This is a genomic window from Pseudomonas inefficax (assembly GCF_032164165.1).
In the GTDB taxonomy this organism is placed as follows: domain Bacteria; phylum Pseudomonadota; class Gammaproteobacteria; order Pseudomonadales; family Pseudomonadaceae; genus Aquipseudomonas; species Aquipseudomonas inefficax.
Genome location: NZ_CP134401.1, coordinates 1831792 through 1848828, shown reverse-complemented (window position 1 = coordinate 1848828; position 17037 = coordinate 1831792). Strand labels below are relative to the sequence as shown.

Below are 17037 nucleotides of genomic sequence, written 5' to 3'. Positions count from 1 at the left end.
TACCGCACCTCGGCAGGGCTGTCAGCGCTGTATCCCATGCTTGGTGTAGGTCGCTGCCTCGGGCCCTGGGTGGCCGCCTGGCTCTCAACTGGATGTGTTCTGGGGCGATAGGGCGTAGAGTAGGCAAGTGGCCCCTTTCAGCACCTTAAGTGACCTTGAACCCGTGCCCAATTGCTACTTCAATTTTAATGAAGCGCTGAGCGCGCTCGGTCTGCGACAGCTAGATCTTCACTAAAGCTCTCGTCGAGTTCTTCGTCGAGAGCAACAAATTCTTCAGTCGGCATTCCTTCCAGCAGGGCGTCTCTCAGTTCTTTACGCTTGCGAAGGTAGACCTCCCTAATTTGGTGGTGCCTTACTGACTTTATGGTTTCGTCATAGCTTGCTAGGTCGCGGAATGCCCAATTAATGTAGTGCTCAACAGAACTTTCGTCTATTTGGCCGGTCTCTTGTTGAATCTCTTTGATAAAAGTATTTATGTCAATAAGGCTTTTTCGGAACTCATCGTCGTTGCGAATTTGGTTTTCGTTAAGAAGCTTTAAGATTTTCTTGGTAATGAACGCATGGCGATACATGTGCAGGCAGACTTGGTGCGGTATTCCGGCTAGTTTCCGCAAGTGTCCTATTTCGTTAGATAACGTTTGGCCGCTAAGCGCTTTGCCTGTGCGTTCAGAAATGAAAAGCTGTCTATGGTCGGCCCCTAGTTTATAGTGTGCAGCTATTATAGCTGCGCGAGCTTTTCGTATATGAGTTCTGATCTTTCGTAGGATCATAAGTGGGACAGGAACTTCCCTTTTTTTAATTTCACCACCGCCCTTTAGTGTGATCAAGGTTAGTTTGTGTTCAGGATGATCCAGTGCATCTATAATGTCGTCGGTGGAGACGTTCTGAATTTCGTCCCGTCTAGCCCCAGTGGCTTCAAATAGATCAAGTAAACAAGCTCGGCGCTCTCGGACAAAAGCGCTAGATTTCGAGTGCCGATTGGCGGTCGTTAGTTTTTCAATGTCTTCATTGGTGATGGGGTCTCTTTTGTGTTCCCTTCTTGCAAACGTAAATGACCGGTGAGTTTTATAACTTCGCCAAATTAGAGCGCCTCCACGAACTTTGGTAGCGAAGGTTTCGATTTTTATTCGTATTACGCCGTTCTCAGAAACAAAATTAGGGTTTCCATAAAAAATACCGACGTATGTTAAAAAATCTAGCCAAACTCGCCCCGTGGCTCGTGCTGAAGCGCCACTTTTCTTTTCGATTGAAGGATTCCTAGATGATTTTTCATTGGCCATCTCTTTAACGTACTCGCCAAATTTCGCGTCGGTAAGATCTTTCGGTTCGATCGAGTCCCGATAGCAGCGCTTGAGCAGCTGGCTTACCTTCGCAGCGTAGTCTCCGATACTGCCACCCTTATCGCCCTTCCGGGACAATCCTACTCGGCCACCGCGTCCAACACGTCTTAACAGATTTAGCATATATAGATTCCCAATTAGACACGGTGATTTATCAGGCCATGTAATATAGGAAATATTGCTCGCGTCTTGCTTGGAGAGGCGATCAACCGAAAAACGTTCGTTGACCTCGAAACTCCCAAGGAGATGATATATCTTTTGGGAAGTCACGCTTTTAGCAGGTTTATCGGTTACGGTACGCATTTAGGTCAGTTACCTCTAAGCTCGGTGCAGGGGAGGGGCGAGAGAGTTGATCGAATGGATGATTGTTCATCGCGACAATAGCCCTCAGACTATTTGACGCGTTTTCAGCACGTTCCTCGCGTCGAGCGGCGTCGGAACCCTCACTTATTGTAACGAACTGATGTAGTGCGTCATCGAGTGCGCAGAGCAAAATCATATTTGTCTGGCGCAGGATTTCTAACTCAACTTCAAGTTCTTCTACTTTAAGTGTTAATCCCGATTTACTTCTTTTGTTAGCCCTGGCGGCTTTCTTGTCGGAGTACTCTAGAGCCGCAATAGCTTTGCGGCGTAAGTCATCAAGCGATTTGTAGCCGCCTGAAATAATGATGGTGGAATGAGTTTTAAGAGTGTTCAGGCTCATTGGGAAGGTGCTCAGCTCCACACCCGAATCTGTTAGTACAGTCCGCTGAATCCTAGCCAGATTAGCTTGTGTTTTTAATGCTGCTCGAAGCTCTAGGTCGCCTGCATGTTCTTTTGGGCGCTTAATAATATTAATAAGTAATTGCTGGAGCGCATTGATTCCCAGCGACAGTTGCACGTCCTTAGTTTTTTTACTCATCAGGCGCTCCTGGGTTTAGTCAGCTTGGCTACAATTTTGTAGCTCTCGCCATGCACGTCAGTGAAAAATTCCGGCTCAACCTCAAGCCAGCCGTCTGTTATCAAGTCAAGGATGTAGTCTTCAATGGCATCGCTGTCAATTACCTCGACATCATCTGTCCCGTAATGATCTTTAACCAGCGTCGCCAGATCTTCATACTCGGAATAATCCCCAGACTTGAGGCGCTCTCCCAGATACTGTGCACTAGCGGTTCTCACAATGGCACCATCTATTGTTTCGGAAATATAATGCCAAACATGACTCGGGTCTGTGTGGCCAAGCATCCATCGCAATGTGCCGAGGTTGTTAAACCCGCTGCAATAGAAAAATAGCATCGCAAAGAAGCGGCGCAGTTGATGCTGTCGGATGTAAAGGCGTTGCCCTTGGCTGTTCAATGGGGTCTCAAAATAGTCACAAAAAATATCGAGATTTCCATTGAAATTGCTTTGGGTGAGCTTAGCCGCTCCCCTCATGTGGGGAGTAGAAAAGAGTTTTTTATAGGTTTTAATGAACCCTATGCGCTTGAGTTCTGTTTGCATGTGTGTCAGGTTTTTAATCATCTGCACAGCAATCGGATCTATGGGGCGTGCTTCTGTCAATCGCTTTCCTAAAGCGTATCGTGTGCTTTTAGCATTCAGGAATATTAGCCAAGATTCCGTACTGTCCAGGCAATTGTCTGCCATCAGGCCCGTTAATTCACTCATGCGTCGAGCCATTAAAATACCGACTACTATTTGAATACCCCCGACGTAGACGCCGATCATCTCATAGAGGCCGCGGTTAGCCCTGAGGTCTCTGAAGTAATCAGATTTACTTCCTTTGTGCGGTGTAGAGTAGTCGTGATCCTCGTCAGGGATACCCAGGGACAACCTTGTAACTCCAAGTTTAACCAGATCTGGGCTAATTAGTTGGCGTACTCTTTTGGAAGATAGGCCCGCTGGCGACACCTTAAGTCGTTGACACTCTTCTGCTATGCTGCACATTGCATCAACAAGGCTTTGACCATGTTTGAAGTGAAACTCGATAGCATTGCGAATTGATTTGAAAGCCACCTCTGATGGAAGAGTTTGGAAACGCCCCAACTTCGACAGCTTAGGCTTGAATTGCTCTGCTTCCACCAAGGCCTTGATCGGTGGCGCAGGGTAACCCACCTCATGGAGAATTCCTAGGCTATAAACAGCGTGCTTGTACGAGGCGTATCCGCTCTCGCCCAGAAGCTGTTCATTATCTTTGCGTACCTGCGCACGGGGATACTCTCTCTCAAATAAGCAAGAGTTTTCATTATACGTCAGGATTAGGTTGACTGGCTTGAGCGTCGTATTGCCCCAAATACAGCTTTTGTAGATATCCCTTGAGATCAAAGCTGAGTTAGGTTGATTCCCATGCTTTGTCTTGTAATAGTACCCATGCAGGAGCAGGCATGCTCTGATTTTAGGGATCAGGGCTTCTTCAATGCCTAACGTGGCATCGTCCCTTTGCTCATCTGTTATATCCAGAATCTGAGGATTGAGGCTTATGGTTTCCTGGATCTTTTCAGCGCAGGTTGAATCTAATAGACCTAAGCAAAATTTCTTTAGCTCGCTTGTCCAATTGTGGATTGACTCATGCGTGTACGGGCTCTGAGATATTGTCTCTAATATCTCTTTAAGGTTGCCGGATGTGAGTTCCCCAAGTTGAAATTTGTGAATCTTGTATCTGGTGCAATTAATCAGCAGATAGTCGATCACGCAGCAAGCAGTAGCAAAGCGCTTCGCCTGCATTTCCTTGGATGTGGTTTCGTTCGAGTGAGAGTCTCGTGTTGCACCAATAAGATAATATTTAAAACTTTCTAATAAGATTTTGTTCTTGTCATCGGTAAGCATGCTGCCATCGGGGAGCTTTACGCACCAGTCGATATGCAGGGGTTGGATGTAGCCAAAATTGTAGTGCCACTGAGTTTCGTCAAAGTCGCTTTGCAGCCAAGTGGCACTCCGGTAGATTTCACGCGGATCTTGTGTGAATTTCTTCAGAAACGCTAAGTTAGGCGGCAGATTCATATATGAACTTCTTCATAGATTCGGGATTGGTGTTGGCCTCAGCGACATCAAGACTCTTCTGGAGGTCTTCATCGAACCCTTCTCGGATGTTTGACGAGATCAGCGTTGTGAAAGCCGCCCAATATTTAGCTTTCGCATTCACTTGGTCTGGCGTAGATGCTGAGTTGACTGCGTCGCGCAACGAGACGAGGCTGGTCATCAACGGAGTGCTAATGGATATCAGTACTCGCTGCTCGTCTTCTTTACTCCGGCGCTTCTGAGATTTCCCTGTATGATCTTTTGGAGATTTCATACCTTCAGGAATCTCTTTTAAAGCGTGGTTTGACAGGAATTCGTGGAGTTTGTCCATATTTTCAAAGCCACTAGCTTCTAGAAGATATGAGCTATCTTTCATCGCTTCGAGAATGATCCCTTTCTGGAATATCCTGATCCAACGTGTTTGGAAGAAATCCAATATGACCTGTGGTAAGTACGAGCTCAGTAGATCGGCGCGATAGGCTGTATGTCCGAGGCTTCGAGCGAGTTTTGTTACACTATTGTGTTCTAAGTATTTTTCGACGGCAACCGAAGGGCGATAGTTGTTGGTGGATACTCGTTTAACGAGTCGCCGTAACTCAATATCGCCGAGTGAGCTGTGATTGGCGAACTCGCTAACGATTTCTTCCATCACGCTTTTTTCGGTATATCTACCCCATCGCTTCAATCCGGGGCGAGTAGGTTGGTTGATATACTGGTTGCAGTGAAGGAATAAATATCGCCAGTCATCGACCCCTGCTTCCTCTAGCTCTTTACGAAGCGGTGCGGTCAGTTGAATGAGCATCCTGATTACAGCAGCAGTACGCGGGGTTAGGTCAATCTTTTGTTCACTTAGTTTGCCCCCTTTGCGCTCTTTGTATCCAACAAGTTGATAACCGCTATTGGTTTTTAAGAGGCCGGAGGGTTTTCCATATTTGTTATTCAGCTCAAAGCCTTTAAAAAAACTTTCAGTCAATTCAGGGTGCGAGTGGACTAGCATGAGCTGAAATGCAATGAAGTCGTAGCCTTTTGGTAGGCCAAGCTCATTAGATATCTCAGCTTTCTGCATGTTGCCGAAGCGTTTTTGGTAGTCTTCCCGAAAGAACGGCAAGCCGTGTGCCTCGAACGAAGCGCAGATGTTTTCAACGCCAATGTCATTGATGGAATTGGCGCTTGGGTATCTGTTCGTAATAACAGTGCCTGACTTTGCCAGTCGGATTCGGCGGAGTTGTGCTTTACGTACTTTCATGCACCGACTTCTCGCCCATTTGTATACGAGTGCATTATCTGACTTTATTTTTTTAAAGAGAAGTTCAATTGCTTCTGAGTCGGTAAGCTCAAGGGGGATTTCAGTGATGAGGTTGTTTTTGACCTCTCGACCTTCATCGTTTTCGATGACCTTTCGGCGAGACCCGCACTTCGGTATGACAGGAACTTTGTTTAAGCTGCCACTAAATGGCTTGGCCCAAATTCCCGGATTCAGAAAGCTTTCAGTAATAGAGTATATAAACTTTGAATAAACTTGTGATTTTGCTTCGTTGCCTACCCCGGCATTGGAAGATCTAATCCAGCTTTCGGTCAGGTAATTATTGAAGAGTTTATTAATGCCCACTGGGCAGCCGAACGTTTCTGGTGGGTATTCAGACGCGTTAGCTGCTACATAGTCAAGGAAATGATTCAGTTCTGCGTTTTCATTCCTCAACTTGTTTTCATGAGTGGCACTATAGTTTTTGAAGAATTCTTCCGCGAACTCACTGCCATGAGAATGCCAAATCTGCGGCAGGGAAAGAATAATAGTCGTACCCTTAGGGTCGGTAATAGTCCAACCGTTCCAGTACCTCGCAGCATGATGGTCTAGCTGGAGCTTCTGTTCTTCCCACACAGCGGCACATTCCTTGAAGAAATCTGGGCTCTGTTCATAGGTTGGACAGAGGGGCACGTGCTTCTGCATCTCATCCAGGAGCTTCATGTAGTTGGTTGCGTAGCGGCGGCGGGTCTGATGGGCGCCACCGATCAGGCAGTGGCCGCTGAACGAACCGATGAACCCGAGACAGGTGCGATGGAAGCTCCTGTCCGACATGCCGAGGTAGGTCACCGCCGTACCCGTTAAGTGGCAGTAGGCCTCAAAAAGCTTCATCAGATAGGGGAAGCTGCCGGCGGTAATGACGGTGCTGCATTGCTCCATCAAGGCGCGTACATCCTGCGACAGCATCCGGTACGGGTAGTAGTCCAGAGAGGAGGTGTTTTTGATAATTGTCAAAGGATTTTGCTCCGGTTCATTCGGCTGTAAGGCCTCTATGACGGGGTTTTTCGCACCTTTGACAAGATAGTGCAAGTGGCATAATCACTAAGCGCAGCCTCGATGCCGACCTGGCTTTGGCATTGAGCCTGAATGGTCGGGAACTGCTGCGGGACGATCCGCCACTGAAGGTTTTGCTGATGTCCGCGACCCTGGAGGGCGAGCGCCTTTCGCGGCTGCTGAATGATGCCCCGGTGGTCAGCAGTGAAGGCCGCATGCACCCCGTCGACATCCGTTGGGGGCGGCCTTTCCAGCCGGGCGAGTTCATCGAGCCACGGGTAGTGGACAGCGTGCTGCAGGCACTGGCTGACCAGACCGGCAGTGTGCTGGTGTTCCTGCCGGGTCAGGCCGAGATCCGCCGGGTGCACCAGAGCCTGCAGGAAGCATTGGGCGAGCGCCCCGAGGTCCTGCTCTGCCCGTTGCATGGCGAGCTCGATCTCGACGCCCAGCGTGCGGCCATCGACCCTGCGGCCGAGGGCCTGCGCAAGGTGGTGCTGGCCACCAACATAGCCGAGACCAGCCTGACCATCGACGGCGTGCGCGTGGTGATCGATGCAGGCCTGGCCCGGGTACCGCGCTTCGACCCTGGCAGCGGCATGACCCGCCTGGACACTCAACGCATCTCCCGTGCCAGCGCCACCCAGCGCGCCGGCCGTGCCGGCCGCCTGGAGCCCGGCGTGTGCTATCGCCTGTGGTCCGAGGCCCAGCATGACCAGCTGGCCGCCCACGGCAGCGCCGAAATCATGCAGGCCGACCTGGCCGGCCTGGCCCTGCAACTGGCGCGCTGGGGTGTGACGCCCGAGCAATTGCGCTGGCTCGACCAGCCCCCCACGGCCGCTTTCGCCCAGGCCCAGGACCTGCTGGCGCGGCTCAATGCCTTCAAGCCTGGCAGCCGTGACAACCTTAGCGAACACGGCCAGGCCATGGCCGAGTTGCCGGCGCATCCGCGTATTGCGCATCTACTCTTGCGCGGCCAGGACCTGGGCCTGGCACAGATGGCCTGCGATGTGGCGGCGCTGCTGGGCGAGCGGGATATCCAGCGCGGCGGCGGTGCTGATTTGCACAGCCGCCTGGCGCTGGTCAGTGGCGAGAGCAAGGCCGCCCGTGGCAGCCGCGGCGGTGTGCAGCGTGCGCGCCAACTGGCCCGCCAGTACCGTGGCCTGCTGCGTGGCAAACCAGGCTCGCCGGTTGCAGACCCTGATCACCCGCGCTGGCTGGGCGCACTGCTGGCGCTGGCCTACCCCGACCGCGTCGCCCAGCAGCGCCGCGAGGGCGGTGCGGAATATCGGCTGGCCAACGGCCGTGCGGCGCTGTTTGCCGAAGTCGACGCACTGATGAAGTGCCCGTGGCTGGTGATCGCCGACCTGGGCAGCCGCCAGGGCCAGCGCGAAGAACGTATCTACCTGGCTGCCGAGTTCGATCCGGCGCTGCTCGAGGGCGTGCTGGCTGAACAGGTCGAGCGGGTCGATATCCTCGATTGGGACGAGCGCGAGCAGGTGTTGCGCGCCGAACGCCAGGTCAAGGTCGGCGAGCTGGTGCTCAGCCGCGAACCGCTGGCCGGCCTGGATGACGAAGCGCGGGCTCGCGCGTTGCTTGGCCTGGTCCGGCGCAAAGGCCTGAACCTGCTGAGCTGGACTCCCGAGCTTCGGCAATGGCAGGCGCGCGTGGCCTTGCTGCGTCAGCTGGACCTGGCCAAGGACGGCCACAGCGAATGGCCCGACCTTGCAGACGAGGCCTTGCTCGCCAGCCTGGAAGACTGGTTGCAGCCTTACCTGGGCAAGGTGTCGCGCCTCAGCCATTTCGCCGCACTGGACTTGCCGTCGATGCTGCGCAACCTGTTGCCCTGGCCGCTGCCGCAACGCCTGGAAGAGCAGGCCCCTGCGCACCTGACGGTACCGTCCGGCTCGAACATCCGCCTGGACTACAGCGAAAACCCGCCAATCCTCGCGGTGCGCCTGCAAGAGCTGTTCGGCCTGGCCGATACCCCACGCATCGCCAACGGCCGCCAGCAGGTCAAGCTGCACCTGTTGTCACCGGCACGCCGGCCGGTGCAGGTAACTCAGGACCTGGCCAACTTCTGGCGTACGACCTATGCCGAGGTGAAGAAAGATTTGAAGGGGCGTTATCCGAAGCACTATTGGCCGGATGACCCGCTGGTGGCCGAGGCAACGGCACGGGCCAAGCCTCGAGGGACCTGATAACAGTGAGTTCCGGTCAAGCGATGAGCCTGGGCATTACGCCCCGGCTTCGCCTTCCAGCAACATGAACAGGCGGTACAGCACCACGGTGCTGAACAACTGCAGGAAGCCGCTGAGGCTGTCCATGGCCAGCTCCATGCCTGGCGATGGCTCGGGGAAGGCCATCAGCAGCAGGCCGTCAATCAACCAGATCGGTGCCAGCACACCTACGACACAGATCATGATGCGCATGAAGTGCCCGGTGGTCATGCTTGCACTGTCGCGCATCGACTGCACCACCGGCCGGCCGCGCAGTACCAGCAGGTACTCGGCGAACACCAGGTTGATCATGATCCACACGCCCGGGAAGATGAACAGCGCAAGGCCGGCCATGATCAGCAGCGAGCTGATCAGGATCAGCAGGGCCAGCTGTGGCCACAATTGCAGGGCGCGGGCGAACAGGTCGCGCTTGGCGATTTCCTGGCCGTTGCTGCGGGTGTCGAGGTACAGGATCAGCGCGGCGCTGTACAGCGGGTAGAACAGCAGGCTGACCAGCATGCCGTAGGCCGGCGATGCCTGATCGCCCATCTGTCGGTACAGCAGCTGGGTGAGCAAGGCTTCCAGCACCACCAGCGGCAGGCACAGCTGGAGGATGTTCGGCAGGTGGCGGCGGAAGAAGTACAGGGAGTCGCGCAGGACGCTCAGCGGGTTCATCGGTCTACATCGCATGGCAGTAAAAACAGGGGCATAACTTTAGCCCAAAGCAGGCCTGGGGCTGTCACTTGCTGAAAAAAGTTTCACGCCGCCGGTGATTGAATCCCACGCCTGTACGCCCCATCTTTGACGCTGTCCGTTGTCCGCTACCCCACGAGGTCGCCCCATGAATACTGAAGAACAAACCCTGATCGACGGCCTGTTCGGCCGCCTCAAGCAAGCCGAGGACCCTAGCCAGCCACGCGATGCGCAGGCCCAGGCATGCATCGAGGAACACGTACGCCAGCAGCCGGCGGCGCCTTATTACATGGCCCAGGCGATTCTGGTGCAGGAGGCGGCGATCAAGCGCCTCGACGAGCAGAACAAGCAATTGGAAGCCGAACTGAAGCAGGCTCGTGCCCAGGCCGAGGCCGCCCGTGCCGGCAGCGCGCCGAGCAATGGTGGTGGTGGTTTCCTGTCCAGCATCTTTGGTTCGTCTGGGCGCAATGCGGCCCCGGCCGTGCAACCGCAGCGTCCCGCTGCAGCCCCCGTGGCATCTGGCGGTGGCTGGCGTGAGCCGTCGGCGCCGGGCTTCTCCCAGCCACAAGCGCAGCAGTCTGGCTTTGCCGCTGCACCGGCACGCAGTGGTGCCAGCAGCTTCCTCGGCGGCGCGATGCAGACTGCGGCCGGTGTGGCGGGTGGTGTGTTGCTGGCGCAGGGCATCAGCAGCCTGTTCAACCACAACTCGCAGCCGGAGGAGGTAGTAGAGGTGATCAAGGAAGAGCCGGCGCCGGCCAGCGACAGCGGTGGCTGGAACGACTCGGGGGCGCAGCAGCAGGTGGCTGACAACGGTGGTTGGGGCAGCGACCAGGGTGGTTATGCCGACAGCGATTATGGCAGCGATGATGGCGGGTTCTTCTCGGACGACGATTCGTACGTCTGACAGGTCTGGCATACTGCTCGCAGTTTTGGGGGCGCTTTGCGCCCCTTTCGCGACACAAGGCCGCTCCTACAAGGGTACGCGAACCCCTGTAGGAGCGGCCTTGTGTCGCGAAAGGGCTGCAAAGCAGCCCCCAGCATTCCAGGCCGACCAAGGGGTTCCAAGGTGAAAAAGATCGCGCTGTTCGCCGATGTGCAGAACCTCTACTACACCGTGCGCCAGGCCCACGGCTGCCATTTCAACTACACCGCCCTGTGGGCCGATGTCAGCCGCGAAGGCCAGATCGTCGAGGCCGTGGCTTATGCCATCGACCGTGGCGACAGCAAGCAGCAACAGTTCCAGCAGATCCTGCGCAACCTAGGTTTCGATGTGCGCCTCAAACCCTTCATCCAGCGCAGCGATGGCTCGGCCAAAGGTGACTGGGATGTGGGTATCACCCTGGATGTGATCGACGCCGCCAGCCGCGTCGACCAAGTGGTACTGGCCTCCGGCGATGGCGATTTCGACCTGCTGCTGGAGCGGGTGATACAGCGCCATGGCACCGAGGCAGTGGTGTATGGTGTGCCCGGGCTTACCGCACTGTCGCTGATCCGTGCCGCCACCCGCTATGTGCCCATCGAGGGTGCGCTGTTGCTAAAACACTGAGATTTTTCATGGAACGTATCGCTGTCATCGACTTTGAAACCACCGGCATCAGCCCCGGCGCCGGCTGCCGAGCTACCGAGGTGGCGGTGGTGATGCTCGAGGGCGGGCGCATCGTCGAGCGTTACCAGAGCCTGATGAACGCCGGCGTGCCGGTACCGGCCTTCGTCGCCGGGCTCACCGGCATCACCACCGCCATGCTGCGCAGTGCACCGCCGGTGGACAAGGTGATGAACGAAGTGGCCGAGTTCGTCGGTAATACCCCGCTGTTGGCACACAATGCCGCCTTCGACCAGAAGTTCTGGGACTACGAACTGAGCCGCATCGGCCGTAACCGCAGCCAGGCCTTCGCCTGTTCCCTGCTGCTGTCACGGCGCCTGTTGCCGGCGGCGCCGAACCACAAGCTGGGCACTCTGACCCGCTGGGCCGGGCTGCCGGATACCGGTACCGCGCACCGGGCCATGGCCGATGCCGAAATGGCCGCCAACCTGCTGCAACACTTGGCTGGAGTGCTGCGCCAGGGCCATGGTGTACAGCAACTCTCGCACGACCTGCTCTGCCGCCTGCAGAAAACCCCAGCCGCGAAGGTTCGTGAAACCCTGGCCAGGTTCTGTTAGGGCTTCTTCTCCAGTTGCGCCAGCGGCACCCGCCGCTCCACAGCGCTTGAGAGAATGATCGACGTCTTGCTGAAGCCGAACTGCGCGACCCGGTTGATCAGTTCTTCCAGCTCCGGCATCGAACCCACCGCTGCCTGCATGATGACGCAGGGGTCGCCGGTTACCCGGTGGCATTCGGTCAACTGGGGGATCTGGGTCAACGCTTCATAGGCTTGCTGGTTGCCGTGGCTGGCCAGGCGCAGTTCGATCACGCACTGGATCGGCAGGCCGATCTTGCTCATGTCGACCTTGGCCTGGTAGCCGGTGATAACCCCGCTGGCCTCGAGCTTGGCCACCCGCTCGGCCACTGCCGGCGCCGACAGGTTCACCTGGCGCGCCAGTTGCGCGAAGGTGGCGCGGCCATTGTCGAGCAGGGCGGCGAGCAGCATACGGTCGTACTTGTCCATGGGTTATTCCCGTCTTGTTTCGATTCTATTGAAAAGCATCCGAATAACCATGCAATGCAAAGTGTTCGGGTGATTTAAAGTTGTTTTGTAACTTAAGTTTACCCGGTGGCCTTTCTAAACTAAGCCACCCGTAAACGGATTTCGAGTGTTTCCCATGCCTGCCTCCCGTCGCTTCCCGTTGTTGCTCATTGGCGCTTTCCTGGCCTTGTACCTGGTCTGGGGCTCCACCTACCTGTTCATTCGCATAGGCGTCGAAAGTTGGCCACCGATGCTCATGGCCGGGGTGCGTTTCCTGATTGCCGGGGGCCTTCTGTATGGCTTCTTGCGCTGGCGCGGTGTGCCGGCACCGACCTGGCCGCAGTGGCGGGCTGCGGGGGCGATCGGTTTTCTGCTGCTCAGCTGTGGCAACGGTGGCGTGACCGTGGCCGAGCATGCTGGCGTAGCCTCAGGCGTGGCGGCGTTGGCGGTGGCGACGGTACCGCTGTTCACCTTGCTGTTCGGCCTGCTGTTCGGGCACCGCAATTCGAAGCTGGAGTGGGCAGGGATCGCCTTGGGGCTGGTGGGTATCGGCCTGCTGAACCTGGGCTCCAACCTGCAGGCAAGCCCGATTGGTGCTGCGCTGATCATTTTTGCGGCAGCGTCGTGGGCATTCGGCTCGGTGTGGAGCAAGACCTTGCCGCTGCCCCAGGGGCCCATGGCCAGCGCCGCGGAAATGCTGGTCGGTGGCGCTGTGCTGCTGCTCGGCAGCGTGCTGTCTGGCGAGCGCATGACGCAGATGCCGACCGCTGCCGGCTGGGGGGCACTGGCCTACCTGGTGTTCTTCGGTTCGATCCTGGCGTTCAGTGCCTACATGTACCTGCTCAAGCACGTGCGCCCGGCAGCTGCCACCAGCTATGCCTATGTCAACCCGGCAGTGGCCGTGCTGCTGGGCATCATCTTTGCCGGTGAGCAGATCGGTGCCGAAGAATGTGTGGCCATGGCGGTGATCATCGGCGCGGTGGTGCTGATCGGCCTGCCGCAGTGGCGCAAGGCACCTGAGCCGGCGCAGCCGTTGAAAGGCGAAATCTGCAAGTAGACAGGGGCGATGCGGTAAACTTGCCGCCTTCGCTGAACCCCCTGACGGTATTGCCATGAATTTCGCCAAACTCGGCCTGATCGAACCGTTGCTGCGCACCCTGCAGCAACTGGACTACACCACCCCGACGCCGGTGCAGGCCAAGGCCATCCCCGCCGTACTGGCCGGCCGCGACCTGATGGCCGCGGCCCAGACCGGCACCGGCAAGACCGCGGGCTTTGCCCTGCCTGTGCTGCAGCGCCTGGCGCTGGAAGGCGAGAAGGTGGCCGGCAACTCGATCCGCGCGCTGGTGCTGGTGCCCACTCGTGAGCTGGCCGAGCAGGTGCACAACAACGTACGCGAGTACGCCGAGAACCTGCCACTGAGTACCTATGCGGTGTATGGCGGGGTCAGCATCAACCCGCAGATGATGCGCCTGCGCCGTGGTGTCGACCTGCTGGTGGCCACCCCGGGGCGCTTGCTCGACCTGTTCCGGCAGAACGCCGTGAAGTTCAACCAGGTGCAGACCCTGGTGCTGGACGAAGCCGACCGCATGCTTGACCTGGGCTTTGCCGAAGAGCTGCAGTCCGTGTACGCGGCGCTGCCACGCAAGCGCCAGACGTTGCTGTTCTCCGCCACTTTCTCCGACCAGATTCGCATGCTGGCGGGGCTGGCCCTGAATGACCCGCTGAGCATCGAAGTCAGCCCGCGCAATGCCACGGCCACCAGCGTCAAGCAATGGCTGGTGCCTGTGGATAAAAAGCGCAAAGTCGACCTGTTCTGCCACCTGCTGCGCAAGCAGCGCTGGAAGCAGGTACTGGTGTTCGCCAAGACTCGCAATGGCGTCGATCAACTGGTGGAGCGCTTGCTGGCCGAAGGTGTGAATGCCGACGGTATCCATGGTGACCGCCCGCAAGCCACCCGCCAGCGCGCGCTGGACAGCTTCAAGGCCCGCGAAATCCAGGTGCTGGTGGCAACCGATGTGGCGGCTCGCGGCCTGGATATCGATGACTTGCCGCTGGTGGTCAACCTTGACCTGCCGATCGTTGCCGAGGATTACGTGCACCGCATCGGGCGTACCGGGCGGGCCGGCAACAAGGGTGAGGCGATCTCGCTGGTGTGTGCCGATGAAGTGCAACTGCTGGCGGCGATCGAAGTGCTGACCCGGCAGACCCTGCCCCGTCATGAAGAGCCGGACTTCATCCCTGACCACCGGGTGCCGATGACCGACGCCAGTGGCCAGGTGATCAAGAAACCGAAGAAGCCCAAGAAGCCGAAGGAAAACAGCGCCAAGCGCGGGTTGGGGCGCTGGATGGACAGCGCTGAAACAGGCAGTGCGGAGCCGGCGGTGAAGGCGGTGCGCAAGGTGCCGAGCTTCAATGGTGGGCCGCGCAAGCGTAAGCCGTAGATTCGCGGCCTACACGGTCCCTGTGGGAGCGGGTTGACCCGCGAACACGGGCGAAGCCCGTGCCATACACCGCGTCGCATGTTTCGCGGGTGAACCCGCTCCCACAGGGGAGCGGTGTCAGCCTCGGGATTTGAGCCAGCTTGCCGCCGCCCGCCCGGCGCGCAACCCGCTGGCAAAGCACGCGGTCAGCAAATACCCCCCGGTCGGCGCCTCCCAGTCCAGCATCTCGCCGGCACAGAACAACCCCGGCATGCCCTTGAGCATCAAGCCCTCATCCAGCCCCTCGAAACGCACCCCTCCCGCGCTGCTGATTGCCTCGTCCAGTGGTCGTGTGCGCACCAGCGTTATCGGCAAGGCCTTGATCGCCTTCGCCAAGGCATCAGGGTCGGCAAAGGTCGCCTGATCGGTCAGCTCGCGCAACAGCGCCGCCTTGACCCCATCGATACCCAGCTGGCTGTGCAGGTGCTTGGCCATGGAGCGCGAACCCCGTGGTTTGGCCAGCGCCCGGGCAATCTTGTCCACAGGCTTGTCCGGCAACAGGTCTAACAGCAACACCCCATGGCCCTCACGGTTGATGGCCTCGCGCACCGGCGCTGACCATGCATACACCAGGCTGCCTTCCACACCCTGCGCGGTCAGGATGAACTCCCCCTTGCGCGGCGCGCTGCCGGGAACGCTGAGGGCAATGTTCTTCAACGGCGCACCGGCGAACTTGTCCTTGAGCAACGCGCTCCAGCCTGCCACTTCAAAACCACAGTTGCTGGGCTGCAGGGGCGAGATATCCACAGCTCGTTCGGCCAGCAGCGGCTGCCAGCTACCGTCCGAGCCCAGTCGCGCCCAGCTGCCGCCACCCAGCGCCAGCACCACCACGGCGGCCTTCACCAGCCGCTCGCCTTGTGGATAAGCAATCCGCAATGCACCTTCGGCATTCCAGCCCAGCCAGCGGTGGCGGGTGTGGATAACTACCCCGTTGTCGCGCAGGCGCTTGAGCCAGGCGCGCAGCAGTGGCGCGGCTTTCATGTCGGTGGGGAACACCCGGCCCGAGGTGCCGACGAAGGTTTCGATGCCCAGGCCGTGGATCCACTGGCGCAAGGCGTCGGCATCGAAGTCTTGCAGCAGCGCAGCGATTTCGCCCTGGCGCTCGGCATACCGGCTGACGAACGCCGGGTATGGCTCGGAATGGGTGATGTTCATGCCACCGACACCCGCCAGCAGGAACTTGCGGCCTACCGAAGGCATTGCATCGAACACCTCGACCGGCAGGCCCGCCTGGGCCAGTGCTTCGGCAGCCATCAGGCCGGCTGGGCCGCCGCCGATGACGACAGCGAGAGGAGGGAAGGCGGGGCTCAGATCAGGCATGGTGGGCAGCAGGCTGTGGAAAAGAGGCGCATTCTAGCGCAGCGCGGCCTGTGGAAGCACTGATCAAAAAATGATCACTACTCTTCAGGCCTTGTTTGTAAAGGGCTGCAGCGCCTTTCCCGCAGGTTATCCACAAGCGGTTCCACAGTCATTGTGAACAACCGATGACGCGCGCCGCGCTGTGATGAAGGATGCCATGGCGCCTGGCCAGCGCTGCGCGGTCCTTGCTGTAGCCACCGCCAATCACACCCACCACCGGGATGTCGCGGCCCAGGCAGTGGCGCAGCACCGCTTCGTCACGGGCGGCAACGCCTGCATCGGTCAGTTGCAGATAGCCCAGGGCGTCATCCTTGTGCACATCGACCCCGGCGTCATACAGCACCAGGTCCGGTCGATAGAGGGGCAGCAGGTAGTTGAGGGCGTCGTCCACCACCTTCAGGTAGGCCATGTCGCCCATACCGCGGGGCAGGGGGATGTCCCAATCGCTTTGTGCCTTGCGCGCCGGGAAGTTCTGTTCGCAATGCAGCGACACGGTGATGGCGTCTGGCGTGTCGTGCAGTATGCGCGCGGTGCCGTCACCCTGATGCACATCGCAGTCGAAGATCAGCACCCGGTGTACCCGGCCAGCCTCCAGCAGGTAGTGGCTGATCACGGCCAGGTCGTTGAAGATGCAAAAGCCGGCAGGGTGGTCGTAATGGGCGTGGTGGGTGCCGCCGGCAAGGTGGCAGGCAATGCCGTGCTGCAGCGCCATCTCGGCGCTCAGCAGCGAGCCGCCTACGGCGCGCACGGTACGCCGGGCCAGGGCCTCGCTCCAGGGCAGGCCGAGCCGGCGCTGGTCCTCGCGCGACAGGTCGCCATTCATGTAGCGCTCGATGTAGCTGCGGTCGTGGGCCAGGGCAAGGATGTCGTTGGGGCATATGTCCGGGCGCAGCAGGGCCTGGTCGGTGGTGAGCCCGCTGTCGATCAAGTGGTCGTGCAGCAGGCGGAACTTGTCCATGGGGAAGCGGTGTTCGGCGGGGAACTCCGGGCTGTAGTCTTCGTGGTAGATCAGCGGCAACGGCATGGGTGGGG

General features: G+C 58.0%; 13 protein-coding genes and 1 pseudogene. 6 read left to right on the top strand and 8 right to left on the bottom strand.

Translation table 11 applies throughout. The features are described from left to right. Window positions 1-185 precede the first annotated feature (185 nt). Genes RIN61_RS08270 through RIN61_RS08255 form a run of 4 tightly spaced genes read right to left on the bottom strand, consistent with a single transcriptional unit; the run spans window position 186 to window position 6666 of the window. Window positions 186-1643: a tyrosine-type recombinase/integrase gene (locus RIN61_RS08270; protein ID WP_313856646.1), complete on the bottom strand. Its 1458-nt coding sequence runs from the start codon at window positions 1641-1643 to the stop codon at window positions 186-188. Further along, the gene (locus tag RIN61_RS08265; RefSeq protein ID WP_313856644.1) at window positions 1624-2241 is read right to left on the bottom strand and encodes a hypothetical protein; all 618 of its coding nucleotides are present in this window, start codon (window positions 2239-2241) and stop codon (window positions 1624-1626) included. The genes RIN61_RS08270 and RIN61_RS08265 overlap by 20 nt, the downstream gene beginning before the upstream one ends. Further along, window positions 2241-4316 (bottom strand): integrase, encoded by a 2076-nt coding sequence (locus tag RIN61_RS08260; RefSeq protein ID WP_313856642.1) that lies wholly within the window; start codon window positions 4314-4316, stop codon window positions 2241-2243. The genes RIN61_RS08265 and RIN61_RS08260 overlap by 1 nt, the downstream gene beginning before the upstream one ends. Beyond that, window positions 4300-6666, bottom strand: a complete 2367-nt coding sequence (locus RIN61_RS08255; RefSeq protein ID WP_313856639.1) for a hypothetical protein — start codon at window positions 6664-6666, stop codon at window positions 4300-4302. Before RIN61_RS08255 ends, RIN61_RS08260 begins: the two co-directional genes overlap by 17 nt. 14 nt (window positions 6667-6680) lie before the next feature. On the opposite strand from RIN61_RS08255, the pseudogene hrpB reads away from it, so the two are divergent. Beyond that, window positions 6681-8828 (top strand): annotated as a pseudogene (gene hrpB / locus RIN61_RS08250) (ATP-dependent helicase HrpB); the annotation flags it as partial. 36 nt (window positions 8829-8864) lie between these two features. On the opposite strand, the gene RIN61_RS08245 reads toward hrpB, so the two are convergent. Then, window positions 8865-9521: a YciC family protein gene (locus tag RIN61_RS08245; protein ID WP_112253599.1), complete on the bottom strand. Its 657-nt coding sequence runs from the start codon at window positions 9519-9521 to the stop codon at window positions 8865-8867. Between the two features lie 166 nt (window positions 9522-9687). Here RIN61_RS08245 and RIN61_RS08240 point away from each other — a divergent pair, with 166 nt between their 5' ends. The 3 genes from RIN61_RS08240 (at window position 9688) to RIN61_RS08230 (ending at window position 11699) form a co-directional block, all read left to right on the top strand. After that, complete coding sequence (locus tag RIN61_RS08240; RefSeq protein ID WP_207877235.1) at window positions 9688-10443, top strand: DUF2076 domain-containing protein; 756 nt, start codon at window positions 9688-9690, stop codon at window positions 10441-10443. Window positions 10444-10605: 162 nt separating this feature from the next. Next, window positions 10606-11085, top strand: a complete 480-nt coding sequence (locus tag RIN61_RS08235; RefSeq protein WP_004576858.1) for a LabA-like NYN domain-containing protein — start codon at window positions 10606-10608, stop codon at window positions 11083-11085. 8 nt (window positions 11086-11093) lie between these two features. Beyond that, complete coding sequence (locus tag RIN61_RS08230) at window positions 11094-11699, top strand: 3'-5' exonuclease (protein ID WP_207877237.1); 606 nt, start codon at window positions 11094-11096, stop codon at window positions 11697-11699. Here the strand turns inward: RIN61_RS08230 and RIN61_RS08225 are convergent. Next, window positions 11696-12145: an Lrp/AsnC family transcriptional regulator gene (locus tag RIN61_RS08225; RefSeq protein ID WP_015271918.1), complete on the bottom strand. Its 450-nt coding sequence runs from the start codon at window positions 12143-12145 to the stop codon at window positions 11696-11698. The two genes, RIN61_RS08230 and RIN61_RS08225, sit on opposite strands and share 4 nt — an antisense overlap. A 154-nt stretch (window positions 12146-12299) precedes the next feature. Between RIN61_RS08225 and yedA the strand changes: the two genes are divergently transcribed. Both yedA and RIN61_RS08215 read left to right on the top strand, forming a co-directional pair. Then, a complete protein-coding gene (yedA, locus tag RIN61_RS08220; protein WP_112253595.1) occupies window positions 12300-13220 on the top strand; it encodes a drug/metabolite exporter YedA in 921 nt (306 codons plus the stop codon). Between the two features lie 55 nt (window positions 13221-13275). Next, window positions 13276-14607: an RNA helicase RhlE1 gene (locus RIN61_RS08215; RefSeq protein ID WP_112253594.1), complete on the top strand. Its 1332-nt coding sequence runs from the start codon at window positions 13276-13278 to the stop codon at window positions 14605-14607. A 117-nt stretch (window positions 14608-14724) separates the two neighbouring features. Here RIN61_RS08215 and RIN61_RS08210 read toward each other — a convergent pair whose 3' ends face one another. After that, window positions 14725-15966, bottom strand: coding sequence for a TIGR03862 family flavoprotein (locus RIN61_RS08210; protein WP_112253593.1), 1242 nt, complete (start codon window positions 15964-15966; stop codon window positions 14725-14727). Between the two features lie 148 nt (window positions 15967-16114). Further along, window positions 16115-17029 (bottom strand): histone deacetylase family protein, encoded by a 915-nt coding sequence (locus RIN61_RS08205; RefSeq protein WP_061303542.1) that lies wholly within the window; start codon window positions 17027-17029, stop codon window positions 16115-16117. Between the last annotated feature and the right edge of the window lie 8 nt (window positions 17030-17037).

Coding starts and splice junctions, on each gene's coding strand:
- RIN61_RS08270 (WP_313856646.1), bottom strand. CDS start 1,643: ATGCGTACCGTAACCGATAAACCTGCTAAAAGCGTGACTTCCCAAAAG.
- RIN61_RS08265 (WP_313856644.1), bottom strand. CDS start 2,241: ATGAGTAAAAAAACTAAGGACGTGCAACTGTCGCTGGGAATCAATGCG.
- RIN61_RS08260 (WP_313856642.1), bottom strand. CDS start 4,316: ATGAATCTGCCGCCTAACTTAGCGTTTCTGAAGAAATTCACACAAGAT.
- RIN61_RS08245 (WP_112253599.1), bottom strand. CDS start 9,521: ATGAACCCGCTGAGCGTCCTGCGCGACTCCCTGTACTTCTTCCGCCGC.
- RIN61_RS08240 (WP_207877235.1), top strand. CDS start 9,688: ATGAATACTGAAGAACAAACCCTGATCGACGGCCTGTTCGGCCGCCTC.
- RIN61_RS08230 (WP_207877237.1), top strand. CDS start 11,094: ATGGAACGTATCGCTGTCATCGACTTTGAAACCACCGGCATCAGCCCC.
- RIN61_RS08225 (WP_015271918.1), bottom strand. CDS start 12,145: ATGGACAAGTACGACCGTATGCTGCTCGCCGCCCTGCTCGACAATGGC.
- yedA (WP_112253595.1), top strand. CDS start 12,300: ATGCCTGCCTCCCGTCGCTTCCCGTTGTTGCTCATTGGCGCTTTCCTG.
- RIN61_RS08215 (WP_112253594.1), top strand. CDS start 13,276: ATGAATTTCGCCAAACTCGGCCTGATCGAACCGTTGCTGCGCACCCTG.
- RIN61_RS08210 (WP_112253593.1), bottom strand. CDS start 15,966: ATGCCTGATCTGAGCCCCGCCTTCCCTCCTCTCGCTGTCGTCATCGGC.
- RIN61_RS08205 (WP_061303542.1), bottom strand. CDS start 17,029: ATGCCGTTGCCGCTGATCTACCACGAAGACTACAGCCCGGAGTTCCCC.